The organism is Bacillus sp. DX4.1 (assembly GCF_030348195.1).
Lineage (GTDB): Bacteria > Bacillota > Bacilli > Bacillales > Bacillaceae_G > Bacillus_A.
The window spans coordinates 3,770,494-3,785,990 of sequence record NZ_JAUCFT010000008.1 but is presented as its reverse complement, the minus strand read 5'-3'; the positions used below and the strand labels follow the sequence as shown (position 1 = coordinate 3,785,990).

At 36.1% G+C, this 15,497-nt stretch carries 21 protein-coding genes and 1 pseudogene; 15 read left to right on the top strand and 7 right to left on the bottom strand.

From position 1 onward, the window contains the following. The first annotated feature begins 254 nt into the window (after positions 1 to 254). On the top strand, positions 255 to 470 hold the full coding sequence (locus QUF99_RS22305; protein WP_289372978.1) for a DUF3912 family protein: 216 nt from the start codon (positions 255 to 257) through the stop codon (positions 468 to 470). 686 nt (positions 471 to 1,156) lie between these two features. Here QUF99_RS22305 and QUF99_RS22300 read toward each other — a convergent pair. The 3 genes from QUF99_RS22300 to QUF99_RS22290 form a co-directional block, all read right to left on the bottom strand. Then, the gene (locus QUF99_RS22300; protein ID WP_289372976.1) at positions 1,157 to 2,551 is read right to left on the bottom strand and encodes an L-cystine transporter; all 1,395 of its coding nucleotides are present in this window, start codon (positions 2,549 to 2,551) and stop codon (positions 1,157 to 1,159) included. Positions 2,552 to 2,656: 105 nt separating this feature from the next. Beyond that, on the bottom strand, positions 2,657 to 2,899 hold the full coding sequence (locus QUF99_RS22295; RefSeq protein ID WP_286121928.1) for a DUF2626 domain-containing protein: 243 nt from the start codon (positions 2,897 to 2,899) through the stop codon (positions 2,657 to 2,659). 180 nt (positions 2,900 to 3,079) lie between these two features. After that, positions 3,080 to 3,775 (bottom strand): helix-turn-helix transcriptional regulator, encoded by a 696-nt coding sequence (locus QUF99_RS22290; protein WP_289372973.1) that lies wholly within the window; start codon positions 3,773 to 3,775, stop codon positions 3,080 to 3,082. A gap of 226 nt (positions 3,776 to 4,001) precedes the next feature. On the opposite strand from QUF99_RS22290, the gene comGA reads away from it, so the two are divergent. From comGA to QUF99_RS22245, 9 genes and pseudogenes are all read left to right on the top strand, one after another. After that, on the top strand, positions 4,002 to 5,045 hold the full coding sequence (comGA, locus tag QUF99_RS22285) for a competence type IV pilus ATPase ComGA (protein ID WP_289372971.1): 1,044 nt from the start codon (positions 4,002 to 4,004) through the stop codon (positions 5,043 to 5,045). Further along, positions 5,038 to 6,072, top strand: coding sequence for a competence type IV pilus assembly protein ComGB (gene comGB / locus QUF99_RS22280; protein WP_289372969.1), 1,035 nt, complete (start codon positions 5,038 to 5,040; stop codon positions 6,070 to 6,072). The genes comGA and comGB overlap by 8 nt, the downstream gene beginning before the upstream one ends. Before the next feature lie 12 nt (positions 6,073 to 6,084). Further along, positions 6,085 to 6,387: a competence type IV pilus major pilin ComGC gene (comGC, locus tag QUF99_RS22275; protein ID WP_289372968.1), complete on the top strand. Its 303-nt coding sequence runs from the start codon at positions 6,085 to 6,087 to the stop codon at positions 6,385 to 6,387. Then, positions 6,384 to 6,830 (top strand): annotated as a pseudogene (gene comGD / locus QUF99_RS22270) (competence type IV pilus minor pilin ComGD); the annotation flags it as partial. The gene comGC and the pseudogene comGD, both read left to right, overlap by 4 nt. Beyond that, on the top strand, positions 6,808 to 7,125 hold the full coding sequence (comGE, locus tag QUF99_RS22265; RefSeq protein WP_289372966.1) for a competence type IV pilus minor pilin ComGE: 318 nt from the start codon (positions 6,808 to 6,810) through the stop codon (positions 7,123 to 7,125). The pseudogene comGD and the gene comGE, both read left to right, overlap by 23 nt. Further along, entirely contained in the window at positions 7,022 to 7,573 is a 552-nt protein-coding gene (gene comGF / locus QUF99_RS22260; protein ID WP_483298614.1) for a competence type IV pilus minor pilin ComGF, read from the top strand. The genes comGE and comGF overlap by 104 nt, the downstream gene beginning before the upstream one ends. Continuing rightward, entirely contained in the window at positions 7,570 to 7,947 is a 378-nt protein-coding gene (gene comGG / locus QUF99_RS22255) for a competence type IV pilus minor pilin ComGG (RefSeq protein WP_289372964.1), read from the top strand. The genes comGF and comGG overlap by 4 nt, the downstream gene beginning before the upstream one ends. Before the next feature lies 1 nt (position 7,948). Beyond that, positions 7,949 to 8,446: a shikimate kinase gene (locus QUF99_RS22250; RefSeq protein WP_289372963.1), complete on the top strand. Its 498-nt coding sequence runs from the start codon at positions 7,949 to 7,951 to the stop codon at positions 8,444 to 8,446. 35 nt (positions 8,447 to 8,481) lie between these two features. After that, positions 8,482 to 8,682 carry a YqzE family protein gene (locus tag QUF99_RS22245; protein WP_289372961.1) on the top strand — a complete coding sequence of 67 codons (201 nt, stop codon included), beginning with the start codon at positions 8,482 to 8,484 and terminating at the stop codon, positions 8,680 to 8,682. Positions 8,683 to 8,841: 159 nt separating this feature from the next. On the opposite strand, the gene QUF99_RS22240 is transcribed toward QUF99_RS22245, so the two are convergent. Then, complete coding sequence (locus tag QUF99_RS22240; protein ID WP_289372960.1) at positions 8,842 to 9,474, bottom strand: VC0807 family protein; 633 nt, start codon at positions 9,472 to 9,474, stop codon at positions 8,842 to 8,844. A gap of 211 nt (positions 9,475 to 9,685) precedes the next feature. Between QUF99_RS22240 and QUF99_RS22235 the strand changes: the two genes are divergently transcribed. Beyond that, positions 9,686 to 10,228: a peroxiredoxin gene (locus QUF99_RS22235; RefSeq protein ID WP_289372959.1), complete on the top strand. Its 543-nt coding sequence runs from the start codon at positions 9,686 to 9,688 to the stop codon at positions 10,226 to 10,228. A gap of 21 nt (positions 10,229 to 10,249) precedes the next feature. Then, positions 10,250 to 10,693, top strand: a complete 444-nt coding sequence (locus QUF99_RS22230) for a TlpA family protein disulfide reductase (RefSeq protein WP_289372957.1) — start codon at positions 10,250 to 10,252, stop codon at positions 10,691 to 10,693. Positions 10,694 to 10,757: 64 nt separating this feature from the next. Here the strand turns inward: QUF99_RS22230 and QUF99_RS28590 are convergent, their stop codons facing one another. Beyond that, positions 10,758 to 10,862: a GTP pyrophosphokinase gene (locus QUF99_RS28590; RefSeq protein WP_353958409.1), complete on the bottom strand. Its 105-nt coding sequence runs from the start codon at positions 10,860 to 10,862 to the stop codon at positions 10,758 to 10,760. An 87-nt stretch (positions 10,863 to 10,949) separates the two neighbouring features. Here QUF99_RS28590 and QUF99_RS22225 point away from each other — a divergent pair, with 87 nt between their 5' ends. Then, positions 10,950 to 11,177: a hypothetical protein gene (locus QUF99_RS22225; protein WP_286121917.1), complete on the top strand. Its 228-nt coding sequence runs from the start codon at positions 10,950 to 10,952 to the stop codon at positions 11,175 to 11,177. Between the two features lie 210 nt (positions 11,178 to 11,387). Continuing rightward, a complete protein-coding gene (locus QUF99_RS22220; protein ID WP_286121916.1) occupies positions 11,388 to 11,534 on the top strand; it encodes a hypothetical protein in 147 nt (48 codons plus the stop codon). Between the two features lie 32 nt (positions 11,535 to 11,566). Here the strand turns inward: QUF99_RS22220 and QUF99_RS22215 are convergent, their stop codons facing one another. Both QUF99_RS22215 and QUF99_RS22210 read right to left on the bottom strand, forming a co-directional pair. Then, positions 11,567 to 12,361: a YqhG family protein gene (locus tag QUF99_RS22215; protein ID WP_289372955.1), complete on the bottom strand. Its 795-nt coding sequence runs from the start codon at positions 12,359 to 12,361 to the stop codon at positions 11,567 to 11,569. Beyond that, the gene (locus tag QUF99_RS22210; protein WP_289372953.1) at positions 12,348 to 14,030 is read right to left on the bottom strand and encodes a DEAD/DEAH box helicase; all 1,683 of its coding nucleotides are present in this window, start codon (positions 14,028 to 14,030) and stop codon (positions 12,348 to 12,350) included. The genes QUF99_RS22215 and QUF99_RS22210 overlap by 14 nt, the downstream gene beginning before the upstream one ends. 362 nt (positions 14,031 to 14,392) lie before the next feature. Between QUF99_RS22210 and gcvT the strand changes: the two genes are divergently transcribed. Beyond that, positions 14,393 to 15,493 (top strand): glycine cleavage system aminomethyltransferase GcvT, encoded by a 1,101-nt coding sequence (gene gcvT, locus QUF99_RS22205; RefSeq protein ID WP_289372952.1) that lies wholly within the window; start codon positions 14,393 to 14,395, stop codon positions 15,491 to 15,493. Positions 15,494 to 15,497 lie beyond the last annotated feature (4 nt).

The following is a 15,497-nucleotide window of genomic DNA, read 5'->3' as shown; positions in this document are numbered from 1 at the left end:
TTGCGGGCATTTTTTCTTCAATGCGTGACTTTTTTGAATTGAGGGTAGGGGCTTACTGACAGTTAGTACGAGGGAAAGTAAAAAAGTAGGGACTTTTTTCTTTTTTCATCATATATATACAGAAATGGTGCAAATAAAGTGAAACTAATAGTGCTCAAATGGGCAGTTTTCCCCTACCTAACTTTTTTGCTTCTTACAGAAATTTGAGGTGGGGTCTTACTGCCCATTTGAGTGTGGTAAAAGAGGTGAGAATTTTGAATTTTGATATTACAGGACAAAAAGCATACGTAAAGGACGGACCATATCGGAATCAAGTTGGGATTGTGAAACGAAAAGGTGTGCAGGAAAACCCGGATTTTATAATTGTTATTGATGATAAGGCAATCGATGTTGAATTAAAAGATATCGTTTTACTAGGTGTAGATGTGCGGCAATTTCATGAATGGTGCGATCAAAATGGATATTTGTAAAACGGACGGGCTTAAATGGGGCGCATACTTTTAAAAAATAAAGGAGGTTTTCCTGTAGTGTGGCTGTTCCTTTCGCGAGTGCAAGTATATGAAAGGAGAATCCTAGAAAATAACAAAACAAATAGAGTGTGAAATCGTATATGCTTTTTGCACTCTATTTATCCCGCTATTTACGGGCGGTAATACCCCTACCTCAAAGTTCGGCAGGAAGCAAAGAAGTTAGGTGGGTGATAAACTGCCCGTAAAAGCCCGATTGTGAGGGCTAATCAAAGTTTCACTCTATCATTGCTTCAATTAAGCGAAATATATAAATCCATTTTGATTTTTCGACATATAAGCCGCGGCTATGGATAACAAAAGGTGACCTGCACTCGTTTTCTCTCTTTGTTTTCACTTGGCATGGGGCAGGAAAAGGATCTGACCGCTTCTATGCATGGCCGGATGCTCTCTCCCACCTAAAAAGAAGGGGGTTATGTCGGTTTTTTAATTTGTATTTATATAGATATCTAGGTTGTAAACAAAGAATTTAATTGGACTTATGTAAAAACATATGAAATAGGAGGGTATGTTCCTTACTTTAGTTGTAAAAGAGGCGGCTGAGACAAACTAATTGATGAAGATAAAGTAAATCGTTCAATAAAAAAACACTTGGATCTGTTTATCCAAGCGTTTTTGCGTGTTTTTTGTTAGGATGCAACTTCTTCTGTTTTTACATCCGTTTGATTATACATATCATGGTCTAATTCACCAAGCCATTTGCTAGAAATAAGACCAGCTGTCATTGATCCACTTACGTTTAAAGCTGTACGTCCCATATCAATTAACGGTTCAACAGAGATTACAAGAGCGACAATGCCGATTGGTAAATTCATCGTGGAAAGTACGATTAGGGCCGCAAAGGTTGCGCCACCACCAACGCCGGCAACACCGAATGAACTAATAGCAACAACGGCAATTAACGTTAAAATAAATTGTGGCTGTAATGGATCGATTCCAACAGTTGGAGCGACCATCATAGCAAGCATGGCTGGATAAATACCTGCACATCCGTTTTGACCAATGGATACCCCAAAGGAAGCTGCAAAGTTTGCGATTCCTTCTGAAACACCAAGTTTCTCTTTTTGTGCTTCAATATTTAACGGCATTGCACCGGCACTAGAACGAGAAGTGAATGCAAATGTTAAAACTGGGAATACCTTTTTTAAATATTGAATTGGATTTAAACCAGATAAGGCAATTAACAATAAGTGAATGATAAACATAACAATGAGTGCTACATAAGATGCAAGAACGAAGTTGCCGAGTTTTAAAATCGCACCCACATCACTACCAGCGACTGTTTTTGTCATAAGAGCAAGCACGCCGTATGGAGTAAGGCGTAAAATTAATGTTACCATACGCATCACAATTGCATACACAGCATCTAGCATCTTTGCAAATAGTTCTGCTTGTTCTGGATATTTTCTTTTTACTCCGATAAAAGCGATCCCAATAAAAGCTGCAAAGATTACAACCGAAATGGTTGATGTTGGACGTGCACCTGTTAAATCAAGAAATGGATTTGTAGGTAATAGTTCTAATAATTTTTGTGGAATTGGTGTTTGTTCGATGGAAGTAAATTTCTCTTCCACTAATTTTAAGCGAGCGGATTCTGCATCACCTTGTTGTAATCCAGTTGCTTGTACGTCAAATCCTGCACTTGCTGCGATACCAACCGCAGCAGCAATACCAGTTGTAAGTATTAAAATACCAATAATAAAACCACTAATTTTACCAAGTTTTTTTGTTAACTTTAATTTCGTAAAAGCTGAAATGATAGAGACTAAAATAAGGGGCATAACAATCATTTGTAGCAATTTCACGTAACCACTACCGATTAGGCTAAACCAGTTATTAGATTCAATAATGACTTTAGAAGTAGGATCATAGATAAATTGTAATATAAGTCCAAATGTAATTCCGATCCCTAATGCAGTAAATACTCGTTTATTAAAAGATACATGCTTGCGTTGCATATAATACAATAAGCCAACTAATACGAGCATGACCGCAATATTAATTCCAACTAACAGTGTATTCATGTTATTTCCCCTCTTTCCGATCTGTTATATAAACTATATTTCAAGAAAACCTATAAGTCAACTAGGGAATTAAAAAAATTAAAAAGATGGCAAATTGCCATCTTTTTAATGTGCTGCACCAGGGGTAAGAAGAAATGTCGTATAGTATGTAAATCCAATGAAGAAGACGGTTAAATATGCCCCAAATACGTATATATACATACGTTCTGTCAATTTTAAATAACTTAAAAGTACAAAGAATCCTGTTTGTCCTAGAAACAATAGTGCAGTTGCGTACATATCCCCTAAGTAAAACATAACCGAGAAAATTCCAGTCCAAAAGCCGAGAACGCGAAACATGCGCTCCATGCAATTCCCCTCCTTTTCTATAAAAGTAAACCTCTCCTCATTATAGTTTATTTTTCTTACTATTGTAAACATTTGCAAAAAAAGAAAAGAAGTTGACTTCTTTTCTACTCACTTTAACGGAGAATGAGTTTTATCCCACTATTTGCGGGCGGTAATACCCCCACTGATTAAAGTTTCACTTCATAGATGGATATTATAATTACATGATTTACACCCGTCTAATAAGCTCTCATTTCGTGTTAATTCCATGTTTGGGAATAGGATTTCAAAAATTCCTTTCATCATATCACCATGCATGTTACAAACTTCTTCTGGGTGGTGAATGGCAACTTCTTTAAATGGACAGTTATGAACATCATAGAAAATTTTTGTGCCCTCTGTGCTTAATTCAAAAGAAGGTGATAAGCCAGCAGTTGCTAATGCCTCTTTGGCAATTTGTATTTTTTGCTCTAGCGTTAAAGAAGCCTCACTAATATTTAAACGCTGCATATGCTGTTCCATTAACTCTGTACCAAATTGTTTACCAGTTTCATATAAAGCTTTTTCACCAGCTGCACCAAGGCTAATTAATGTATTAAAAGCAATTTTTGCAAGTAATTGATAATCACGGAATGGAAATTGTAGCTGAATCAAGTCGTCAGATAATGCATATAATCTGCTGGGTCTACCACCTTTTCCTGTTTTCTTTGTTTCCGATTTCAACATATTTACATCTTCTAATTTAGATAAATGTAAACGGGATACGTTTGGATGTATAGTAAACTCATCTGCGATTTCTTGTACTGTTACGTAATTATGTTTTTGAGATATATATTTATAAATATAATAACGAGTTGGATCAGATAATACGCCTGTAATTTTTAGAGCTTGTTCCATAAGAATCTCCACCTTTTATCACTTTATCCAAGATAATAACATTATAATATAGATAACGTTACGTATAGGTCATTTTAGATGATAATTCGGAAATTGTTCATAATTTCACAAATGTATTTCCCTTTTTGTTATAGCAAAAGAGGAAAAGTAAGCTTTGAAAAAACAAAATTCATTATTTTTCTTTTTAGGATTCTCATGATATATACATAGTGAGGAGGAGATGATGATGAATGCCGTTGAACGTTTTGCCAATACAATCATGAAAGAAGCGTGTGTATTACAAGCATCAGATTTACACATTGTACCGCGGCAGGAAGATGCAGTTATACAATTGCGTATTGGAAAAGATTTAGTAAAGAAGCATTGTATTGCAAAAGAATTTGGAGAAAGACTTGTTTCGCATTTTAAATTTTTAGCGTCCATGGATATAGGTGAAAGGCGTAAGCCACAAAATGGGTCACTGTATTTACAAATTGATGGACAAGAAGTACATTTACGCCTCTCTACATTGCCGACGGTTTATCAAGAAAGTCTTGTCATTCGCTTGCACTTACAAGCGTCAGTTCAGCCACTTTCCCACCTCTCTTTATTTCCAAGCTCAGCAAAAACACTTCTCTCTTTTTTACATCATTCTCACGGACTGTTAGTTTTTACTGGACCAACAGGATCAGGAAAGACCACAACGATGTATGCTCTTTTAGAAGTAGCGAAAAAACAACAAACACGTCGTATCGTTACGCTTGAGGATCCAATTGAGAAACGAAAGGAGGGGTTATTACAAATTCAAATCAACGAAAAGGCTGGTATCACGTATACAACAGGTCTAAAAGCAATTTTGCGTCATGATCCCGATATTATTTTAGTTGGCGAAATTCGTGATGAAGAGACAGCAAAGGTAGCAGTGCGTGCTAGCTTAACAGGTCATTTAGTTATGACAACGTTGCATACAAATGATGCGAAAGGAGCGGTGCTACGTTTCATGGACTATGGGATTACGCTACAAGAAATTGAACAATCATTACTCGCAGTAGCAGCACAGCGTCTCGTCGAATTAAAATGTCCATTTTGCAAAGGAAAATGTTCGCCGTTATGTAAAGAGATGCGTCAAGTACGGCAGGCGAGTATTTATGAGCTATTGTATGGCCATGAACTGAAACAAGTCATTCGCGAAGCAAATGGAGAACATGTAACGTATCATTATGAAACACTGCAGGAGTGTGTGAGAAAAGGGTATGCCTTAGGCTTTTTAGAAGAGGATATGTATGTTTGAACGAAAAGCATGGAGGTTATATGAACAAGTATTGTTATTAAAAAGACTTGGAGAATTGTTAGAAAAGGGCTATTCACTTCTACATGCATTAGAGTTTCTTCAGTTTCAGTTATCTTCTCAAAAGCAAATACAATTGCAGTATATTGCCGAAGAACTAAAAAAGGGGAAGAGTTTGCATGATGCTTTTCACCAACTTATGTTTCATCCAGACATACTAAGCTATTTATTTTATGCACAGCGACATGGTGACGTTTCTTTTGCATTGCAACAAGGAAGTGTACTACTGCATAGGAAAGATAAACATCAAAAAGATATGATGAAAGTACTCCGTTATCCCATTTTTTTATCCCTTTTCTTAGTGGGAATTCTCCTCGTGTTCAATCTTGTGTTACTTCCGCAATTTTCAACCTTGTACAGCTCTTTGCAAGCTTCTTCCTCTTCTTTTACTGATTACATTATGTTGTTTATTCAAGTGCTCCCATATATGATAGCTGTTTTTTTTCTCTTAATTGTCCTTGGAACATGCATATATGTGTTTTATATAAAAAAACTTCCTCCGGTTCAAAGAATGAATGTTTTTATTCGCCTTCCCCTCATAAAGCCATTTCTTATTTTAATAAATTCTCATTATTTTTCCGTTCAATTAAGCGGATTATTACAAGGTGGTTTATCAGTACTTGAGGCTCTTACTTTAATGATTGAACAAAAGCATCATCCGTTTTTTCAATGTGAAGCTGCTCGTATTGAAGAGTCATTAATAGCGGGAGAACAGTTGGATTCTATCATTATGAAGAGTCGTTATTATGAGCGTGAACTGTCTTATGTCATTGCTCATGGACAAGCAAACGGAAACTTAGCGACAGAATTGGGTGATTATAGTGAATTAACAATTGAAAAAATGGAAGGGAAGGTCAATCGTATTTTAGTCATTATTCAACCGCTTTTATTTACATGTATTGGCGTAATTGTTGTCCTGATGTACTTAGCCATGATTATGCCGATGTTTCAAATGATGAATTCTATTTAGGAGGCGATTTGAATGAATAATGAAAAAGGGTTTACCCTATTAGAGATGTTATTAGTCATGGTTGTTATTTCTGTATTATTATTGCTGATTATTCCGAACGTGGTGACGCAGCGTTCTTCTGTACAAGGCAAAGGTTGTGATGCTTACGTGAAATCTGTAGAAGCACAAGTACAATCCTATCAGTTGCAAAATAATAAAGTGCCAACAGTAGATGATTTAGTAAAAGAAAAATATATTACTTCAAAAACTTGTCCAAAAGGGGAGGAAATTAGCATTTCGAGTGAAGACGGTACAGTATCCGTTGTTAAGTCATGAAGCAAAATGGATTTACGTTTTTAGAAATGCTTCTCGTCTTATTTATTATTTCCATATTAAGCGTTGTCACATATTTTAATGTTTCTCCTTTATATGAAAAACAAAAAGTGGAGCAGTTTCTGAAACAATTTTCTCAAGATATTCTTTTTATGCAGCAGTTAGCAATGAGCCATCGTAGTCGTCATACATTACGATGGTTTCCTGAACAACACATGTATAGCATTATGGAGGCGGTAGAGCAACGTCCCATTATTGTTCGAGATTACGAAGCGGATATAAAGGTTGATTTACATACCTTTCCAAATCCTATGACCTATAATGCAAGTGGAAATATAAACCAAGGTGGTACAATCTTGCTTACTTATCGCGCGCGCGCATATGAAATTGTATTTCAGCTTGGAAGAGGGAGATTTACGTATCGTGAAGTGCCAAAGAGGATCAGTTATGCTCGAAATGCTCGTATCCTTAAGCTTATTAATGATGGCAGTATCGCTATTGCTTCCGCAGACACTTCTTATCATGCAAGAAAGAAAAAATATCCAGATTCGGTATAAAGCACAACTATTGTTGAAAGAGGAAGCTGCTATCTATACGTATCAAAATCATCAGACGCAGCAAAAAGAAACGACTATAGATGGTACCGTATATAGAACGTATTGGCGAGGGGAAGAGGTCTGTACGTTTTGGAATGATGTCAAACAAAGAAGGATGGAACAATGCCGCTATGCGAAAAAGTAGAACGATAGAGGCAGGATTTACATTGTTGGAAATGGTGTTATGTTTGTTGTTTTTATCCGTTTTCGTTCTTCTTGTACCGCGTCTTCACAGTTTATTTATTGAAAAACCATACTCGAAACAAATGAACAGTTGGGAATGGGATGTGTTTTTAGAACAAGTACAACTAGAGTTTCGAGAAGTACAAGCTGCAAAAAAGGGAATAATGCCTAATGAACTAGAGAAAATGTTTTTTAAAATAAGTAATGATGGTACCGTAACGTATGAAATATCTGGAAATGATGTTGTAAGAAAAGTAAATGGGGCAGGTAGAGAAGTGTTATTGCAAAAAGTAAGCACGATTTCTTATGAACTGACGCCATATGTGTTATCCATACATGTGCAGGATATAAGCGGTAAGGTGCACCATGGTGTGGTGACACGTTATGCTGCAATTAAGGTGCTGACATGAAGAAGCAAGATGGGTTCGCAATGCCAGGAACATTAATTCTTCTTTTTGTACTATTTTCTTTTTTTATCTATGAGACGAATATGTTGCTGTCAGATCAAAAGTTTTATGCAGAAGCAGAACAGAAGTTTGCCTTGGAAGAACTCGTAGATCAAGCGGCTTCAGATATAAAACAAGATTTGCAGCAAAAAGAACAAAATGGTGTGTTTTCATTCCTGTATGAAAAAGGTGAAGCGAATGGGAATTATGTATTTGAAGACGAAGTTGTCTTTGTTACGTTTCAATGTGTGACAAAGCAAAAGCGAGCATATAAAGCGAGTTTTCGTTATAATACAAAGAACAAAAGCGTTATGAATTGGGTAGAAGAGAGGGAATGAAATGCAGGCCATTTATATAACAGGTTTTATGGGAGCCGGAAAAACAACAATTGGAAAAGCGTTAAGTGATAAACTTGGGATTCCTGTGGTGGATACGGATCAAAGAATTGAAGAGAAACATGGGAAATTGATTCGTGATATTTTTGCTGAAGAAGGAGAAATCAGTTTTCGCCAATATGAAAGCGCAATGCTTCAAGCTTTACCAACAAGCGATATCATCATTACAACTGGTGGAGGCATCGTTGAAAGTACGAATAATAGACAGTGGATGAGTGAGAATGGAATCGTTGTGTATTTATATTGTGATCCATATGTGATTGCAGAGCGTCTGAGTGAAGATACGACACGTCCTTTATTTCAAAAAGAGAATATAGAAGCGTTTGCCCAGAAGTTTGAGAAGCGTCGATCCCATTATGAAGAAGCAACTGTGCATATTGATACAACGAATAAAAAAGTGGAAGAGATTATTGAAGAAATACAACGCAAGATTAACGAATAAAAAAGTGGACATACTAATCAAGTAGAGGTGATGATATGTCTACTAATGATTATGTGCGTTTTATGACACAACAATTTGTATCGTATATGGATGCTCCAAAAGAGGATCGAAAGCAAAAGAAAGAGCAGCGTCGTGCTGAAAAAGAACCGTTTTTAAACAGATGGTTTGGCGTTATGCCGCTCAGTGCAGCTTTGTTTTATCAAAAAGTAAAGACAAAGAGAAAGAAATCAAGTTAATATAAATTGGAATGATTTACCTCTAGTAATTAAACTAAGTGGTATAGTAAAATTTTTGTGATGAGTGTATACTCGTCATCGATTCGACAGATAAACCTATAAAAATCCCCCTGTGCATGTATTGTACAGGGGGATTTTTATTACTTCTTGTTAAAGCCTTTACTGTGTGGATTCTTTCTGCTCGGTTACTAGGTTTATTTTGTTACTCACCCACACAAACCCTACTCCAATGCAAATGGAAATACCCCAACCAACTGCAGTCATAATAGCTCTCATTTCGCCGTATCCTTCTACTCCAAAAACAGAAATAAAATAGATTTTTAAACAGCTTTTTGCAATGAATTGGAGACCGAAAAACAATGTTAAATATTGCAAGGCTGGATATATGCGTTTGTCACGGTAAAGTGCACGGCTTTCATCTCGGTCATGGCCTTGAAGTACTGCGATATCAGCTGCGAAATATAACATGAGTGGTTTCTTAATAAAGATCGTACAGATAACAACTAATCCGAGCACGATATGATAGTATACGTCGTTCCAAAGCATCTTTTCAGCAGAACCAGACAGTAGGTCAACGGTAGTGTTGGCGATAAGGGTAATAAGAATAAAGAACCCAGTAACGTGAAACTGCTTTTCTTTTTTAAAACAATAGAGTGTATAAAGAATGCCAGGTACAGAAGAAATCAGCATCGCGTAATAGGGATCAATATATGTTTTAGCAAATTTCCAAATGACAAAAGGGAAGACGAGATAAAAGATTATATCAAATAAGACTTTCTTGTTTTGTTTCATTTTATAATAGGCCTCCTTAGTATAGGTTATATTGTACAATACGATGTCTGAATATTGTACAAAATTAGTTGATAGTCAACACTAAATTAAAATAATTTTAATTTAGTGTTGACTTTAATTTAATAACTTGTTTATAATACGAATTATAATAATTATAATAATTATAAATTAGAAATGAATCTCAATTAAATTTTGGAGGATGAATATAGATATGACAAAACGTTTAGTTGGAAAACAAGCACCGCGTTTCGAAATGAATGCAGTGATGCCAAATAAAGAATTTAAAAATGTTAGTTTAGAAGAAAATATGAAAAATGATAAATGGACAGTATTATATTTCTATCCAATGGACTTCACTTTCGTTTGTCCAACAGAAATTATTGCACTATCTGATCGTTACGATGAATTCGAAGATTTAGACGCAGAAGTAATCGGCGTTTCTACAGATACAGTTCACACACATTTAGCATGGATTAACACAGACCGTACAAAAAACGGTTTAGGCGACTTACGCTATCCATTAGCTGCTGATACAAATCATGTTGTATCAAGCAATTACGGTGTGTTATTAGAAGATGAAGGAATTGCACTACGTGGATTATTTATCATTAGCCCAGAAGGTGAATTAATGTACCAAGTTGTTCACCATAACAATATCGGACGTGAAGTAGACGAAGTTCTACGTGTGCTACAAGCATTGCAAACAGGCGGACTTTGCCCAGCAAACTGGAAACCAGGACAAGAAACACTATAAGTAATAGGAGGAATGAGTTGAATGAAATTACGTGAACAAATGCCAGCATTAGAAGGTGCAACAGAAGTTTTGAATGGCACAGTAAAGCGCGAAGAGTTAATCGGGGAAAAGCCAACACTTATTCACTTTTGGTCTGTAAGTTGCTACTTATGTAAAGAAGCAATGCCAGAAGTAAATGAACTACGTGATGAGTACGATGATCGTCTAAATGTTGTCGCGATTCATATGCCTCGCTCAGAAGAAGATTTAGATTTAGCGGTAATCGAAAAAATGGCAGAAAGCCATGATATTATTCAACCGATTTTAGTTGATAGCAAACATACGATTACAGATACATTTGAAAACAAATATGTTCCTGCCTACTATGTATTTGATAAAGAAGGTCAACTTCGTCATTTCCAAGCAGGTGGAAGTGGTATGCCAATGCTTCGTAAACGCCTAGAGCGTGTATTAAACGAAGCGTAAGTCGTAGTTTAATAGAATGGAAACAAAATAAAAAAGATTGCCCCTAGCGTGGTAATCTTTTTTATTATATAATAATTAAAACGCTTTCATTTCTTAGTGTTTGTTCACAAAATTGACGAAAACTTACATTATTCCTATCGTCATGTTGTTTTATAATGAAACTAATCATCTATACATGCATACAATATTGTGAAAAAAATAACATAAAATAATCTATATAAATGTAAACGTTATCAAAAAAAGAGAGGTGGAGGCAATGAGTAAATTTTTCTTTAATCATAATCCCGCAACATTAGAAGACGGAAGGCTTGTAGAATACGCTGAAATTATTTATGGAGAAGGTGGCCGTTCTGTATTAGAAAATCTAATGGTGAAGGCATCTATCAGATTGCGTGATCGTTATCCGCATAAATCTGACGAACAGATTTCTGATCTCGTAAATCAAGGCTTACATGATATGTTTCAAAAATATGTGAAGGAATAAGAGGAGCAAAAGGCTCCTCTTATTTGTTTGTATAAGGAACGCGTATCTAGCTGAAAATAAAAGGGAATCTATCGTGCATTAACGGGTAATAAGATTTTTCACCTTAAAATTCAAGGGAAGTGAAGAAGGGTAACTGCCCGTAAAAATCCGATCGATTCAAATAACCCTAATTAGGGAAGTTTCGCTATAGAAGAGTAAGGGGGGAAAGAGATGAGTAATGGAGTAGGTCGTTCGAAAAAAAATCTTCCAACAGATGCAAATCATGTGAGCGCGAAAGATCGAGAATATCAAAAGCGTATGACGAATAAACAACAGCAAGAACATAATGATGGACGGAAGTATAACGGGAAAATATAGGAAAAACTCCTTCTCAAAGAGAAGGAGTTTTTCTATGAAAGAAAATGATTGGCTGTTACATAAAAAAGTCCACCATTCATAATTTGCATCGTAATGCGCGGCTCATATTGTTCCTGTAGTGCTTGTTTTTCGATCTCATAGCTTTCTGGAAGTTCTTCACTTTCTTCGTAAAAGCGGTTGAGAAGTTGTAAGTCGTGATTCCAGCGTACGTTTGCTTCCTCAGCCCATGTATGATCATCTGTTTCAATAAGTCCTTTCAGTGCGTCTTCTACCCGACTTAATCCGCTTTGCGGTTTAATAATGGGAGTAAGCGTAAAGCAGAAATCTGGTATTTTAGGGGTGAGACGGATCTTTGCTAATGTTTCGTGAAAGTTTGTAATCATTGTTCCAGAGATAAGATGTATGCCAATTGAATGAAGCATATCTTTTTTTCGATCACATTGATAGCATACTTTTATATTTACACCGAGCCATGGGTGAAGAGGGGTATGGGTATTCCCATTTGGACTTACTTCTTCAAATAAACGTATGTAAGAACCGAGTTCTTTCGTTGTTTGAAAGATTTGATGCAAGCGAGGCGAGCCATAGTGAATAAGCTCACCCTCTTTTTCTTCACACTTTGGATCTGTAATGAGCGTAAGGCGCATCGGATTTGGCGTACCACCCGTTTTCTCAAGATAATGCCAGTAAAAAGGGCGGTTCATGAGCAATTTGTCCATTTTGATTGTTAACTGCACATCTAATAGTTGTGGTGAACGCTGTAAAATTTCACAGTCGTTTGCTTCGAAAAAATTCCATAAATAATCATGAATTTCATGTTGCTGCATAGCCTTGCACCTCAGCTTCATTTCGTTTTGCAAAGTCGATGATAGATGTTAAGTTTTCCATTTTGATTCGAATCTCTCCTTCGCTCTTTGACTGTGCGAAAATTTCTTGAATATGAGCATCGATATTTTTCATATTAATTCTTGTTAAAATTTCATCTAGTTCGCCAATCACTTGCTCAAATAAGTTGATTTTTTCATACAACAGTTTCAAAATATGTTCTTCTACCGTATGTTTTGTCGCTAAGTTGTAAATGTGCACATCGTGTTTTTGCCCAAGGCGGTGAATACGGCCAATTCGCTGTTCAAGCCGCATCGGATTCCATGGTAAATCGTAGTTAATCATATGATTGCAAAATTGCAAGTTAATTCCTTCACCGCCAGCTTCTGTTGCGATTAATACTTGTGCATGATTTTGAAATAGTTCTTTCATCCAATCTTTTTTTCCTCGTTTAAATCCACCGCGAAATGGAACAGATGAAATGCCGTGCTGCTTTAAAAACCATTGTAAATACATTTGAGAAGCTCTGTATTCCGTAAAGATGACGACTTTATCATCAATTTCTTTAATCAATTCTAGCGCTTGATTTGCTTTCGAATTAAAAGGAATGTGATTAATTTTATCCATCAATACATCGATATATGGATCTGGTATATAGTCTTTATTTTCTTTTTGTCTTTTTTCAACATGCTTTTTGAGTGAAAAATAAACAGCTTCCCGGCTACTACATACTTCTCGTTTTAGTGTTAATAATGAGAAAGCAGAGCTGAAAGCATCTTGTCCTTTCCAATTTTCAATCGCCTTGTATAATGCTTGTTCTTCCTCGTTAAAATCAACAAAGATTGTACGAACATGCCTTTTTGGCCAGTCAATTCCGGTATCATGCCGGCGATTCCGGACCATGACTTTGTTGATGAGTGCTTTTAAGTCTTCATCAGATTGTGCCGAACGATTTTTTGAAGCATAGTATTCTTCGAAATTGGCTTGATTTCCTAAATGACCTGGTTTTAATAAGGAGACAAGATTAAAGATTTCATCGATTCGATTTTGGACAGGTGTTGCTGTTAGTAATAAACAAAACTTCTTTTTTAATCGCTGTGCAAATTCATAGTTTTTTGTTTTATTATTTTTTAGTTTATGTGCTTCATCAATAATAATTAGGTCATATTCTAAGTTTAAAACGATGTCGCGGTGCGGAGATCGCTTAGCTGTATCAATTGATGAAACAATGACATCGGCTTGTTCCCATGAATAGCTTTTTTTCTGAGCGACAGCGGGAATAAAAAACTTTGTATTGAGTTCATATGCCCACTGTGAAACGAGAGAAGCGGGAACGAGAATAAGCACTTTTTTTACAAGACCACGCACCATATATTCTTTTAAAATAAGACCTGCTTCAATTGTTTTTCCAAGTCCAACTTCATCCGCTAGTATCGCTTTTCCATTCATTTTTTCAATGACGGTCCCAGCGACTTCTATCTGATGTGGAAGCGGTGTAAAGTGTGATAAATGTTTGGGCGCTTGTAATCCATCAAATGTGGGCACAAGTAATGATTTTTCTGTTTCGTAAGCTAAATGAAATAACTCCCAATTTGTCCAAGGACCGTCCTCATCGATGCGCTTTAAAAAATTTTCTTGCCACGTACGATCTACTGATATCTCGACATTCACGAATACTCTCCCACCTTCTGTATATTGAAACTGTTATTGATATGCCATCCAAAACGAATCGCTAAATTTCACCCCAAACTAATTCTTTTAGGGTACAAGTTTTCCTGATTATTAGAGATGAAAAAATTCCAAATTATTTTTTATGCTAGAATATTGATGAAATAGATCGAAAAATGTTAGGATAATGATGTGAAATGTGTGGAATCTTTCGTATTTTATCCAAGAAAGTATGTTTTTATTTACGCTTTCATTAAAAAATAGCGTGAGATTCCGTATATCCTATCTTTTCAGAATTAAAAATGTTTAGATATGGGAAAACAACTTTTATTGATTTGTCATAGACAGCATAAGGGGGAAAGAACATGATTACATTACAACGTACACCGCTATTTGATGTATATGCGAAGTATGGCGGGAAAACAATTGACTTCGGTGGTTGGGAGCTACCAGTTCAGTTTTCAAGCATTAAAGAAGAACACGAGGCTGTTCGTAGTGCAGCAGGCCTTTTCGATGTATCTCATATGGGAGAAGTAGAAGTAACTGGTGCAGATAGTTTAGCATTTTTACAACGTGTTGTTACAAATGACGTTTCTACCTTAAAGGTAGGAGGAGCACAATATACAGCAATGTGTTATGAAAATGGTGGTACAGTAGATGATTTATTAATCTACAAACGCGGTGAAGAAGACTACTTATTAGTAATCAATGCATCAAACATTGAAAAAGATTATGAGTGGTTAGCATCCCATGTAATTGGTGATACGAAAGTAGTCAATGTTTCTAGTGAAATTGCACAGCTTGCAATTCAAGGACCAAAAGCTGAAAGTATTTTACAAAAAGTTGTGTCAGAAAATTTGAAAGAAATTAAGTTCTTTAAATTCAAGAATCCTGTTCTTGTAGACGGCATTGAAGCGCTTGTATCTCGTACTGGTTATACAGGTGAAGATGGTTTTGAAATTTATTGTAAGAGTGAAGAAGCTGCGAAACTTTGGGAGAAACTTCTTGAAGTAGGAGCAGAAGACGGCTTAAAACCATGTGGTTTAGGGGCACGTGATACACTTCGCTTTGAAGCAACACTTCCGCTGTATGGTCAAGAACTATCAAAAGATATTACACCAATCGAAGCTGGAATTGGTTTTGCAGTAAAACCGAACAAAGAAGCGGACTTCTTTGGAAAAGCAACATTAAAAGAACAAAAAGAAAATGGTGCACCTCGTAAATCAGTCGGTATCGAAGTAATTGAACGCGGTATCCCCCGCACTCATTATCCGGTATATGTAGGCGATAAAAAAATCGGGGAAGTAACAAGTGGTACACAATCTCCAACGTTAAAGAAAAATATTGGTTTAGCACTAATTGATGTAAAATACGCAGCAGTTGATACAGAAGTAGAAATTGAAATTCGTAACAAACGCGTGAAAGCAGTAGTCGTTCCAACACCATTTTATAAACGTTCCAAGTAACCAT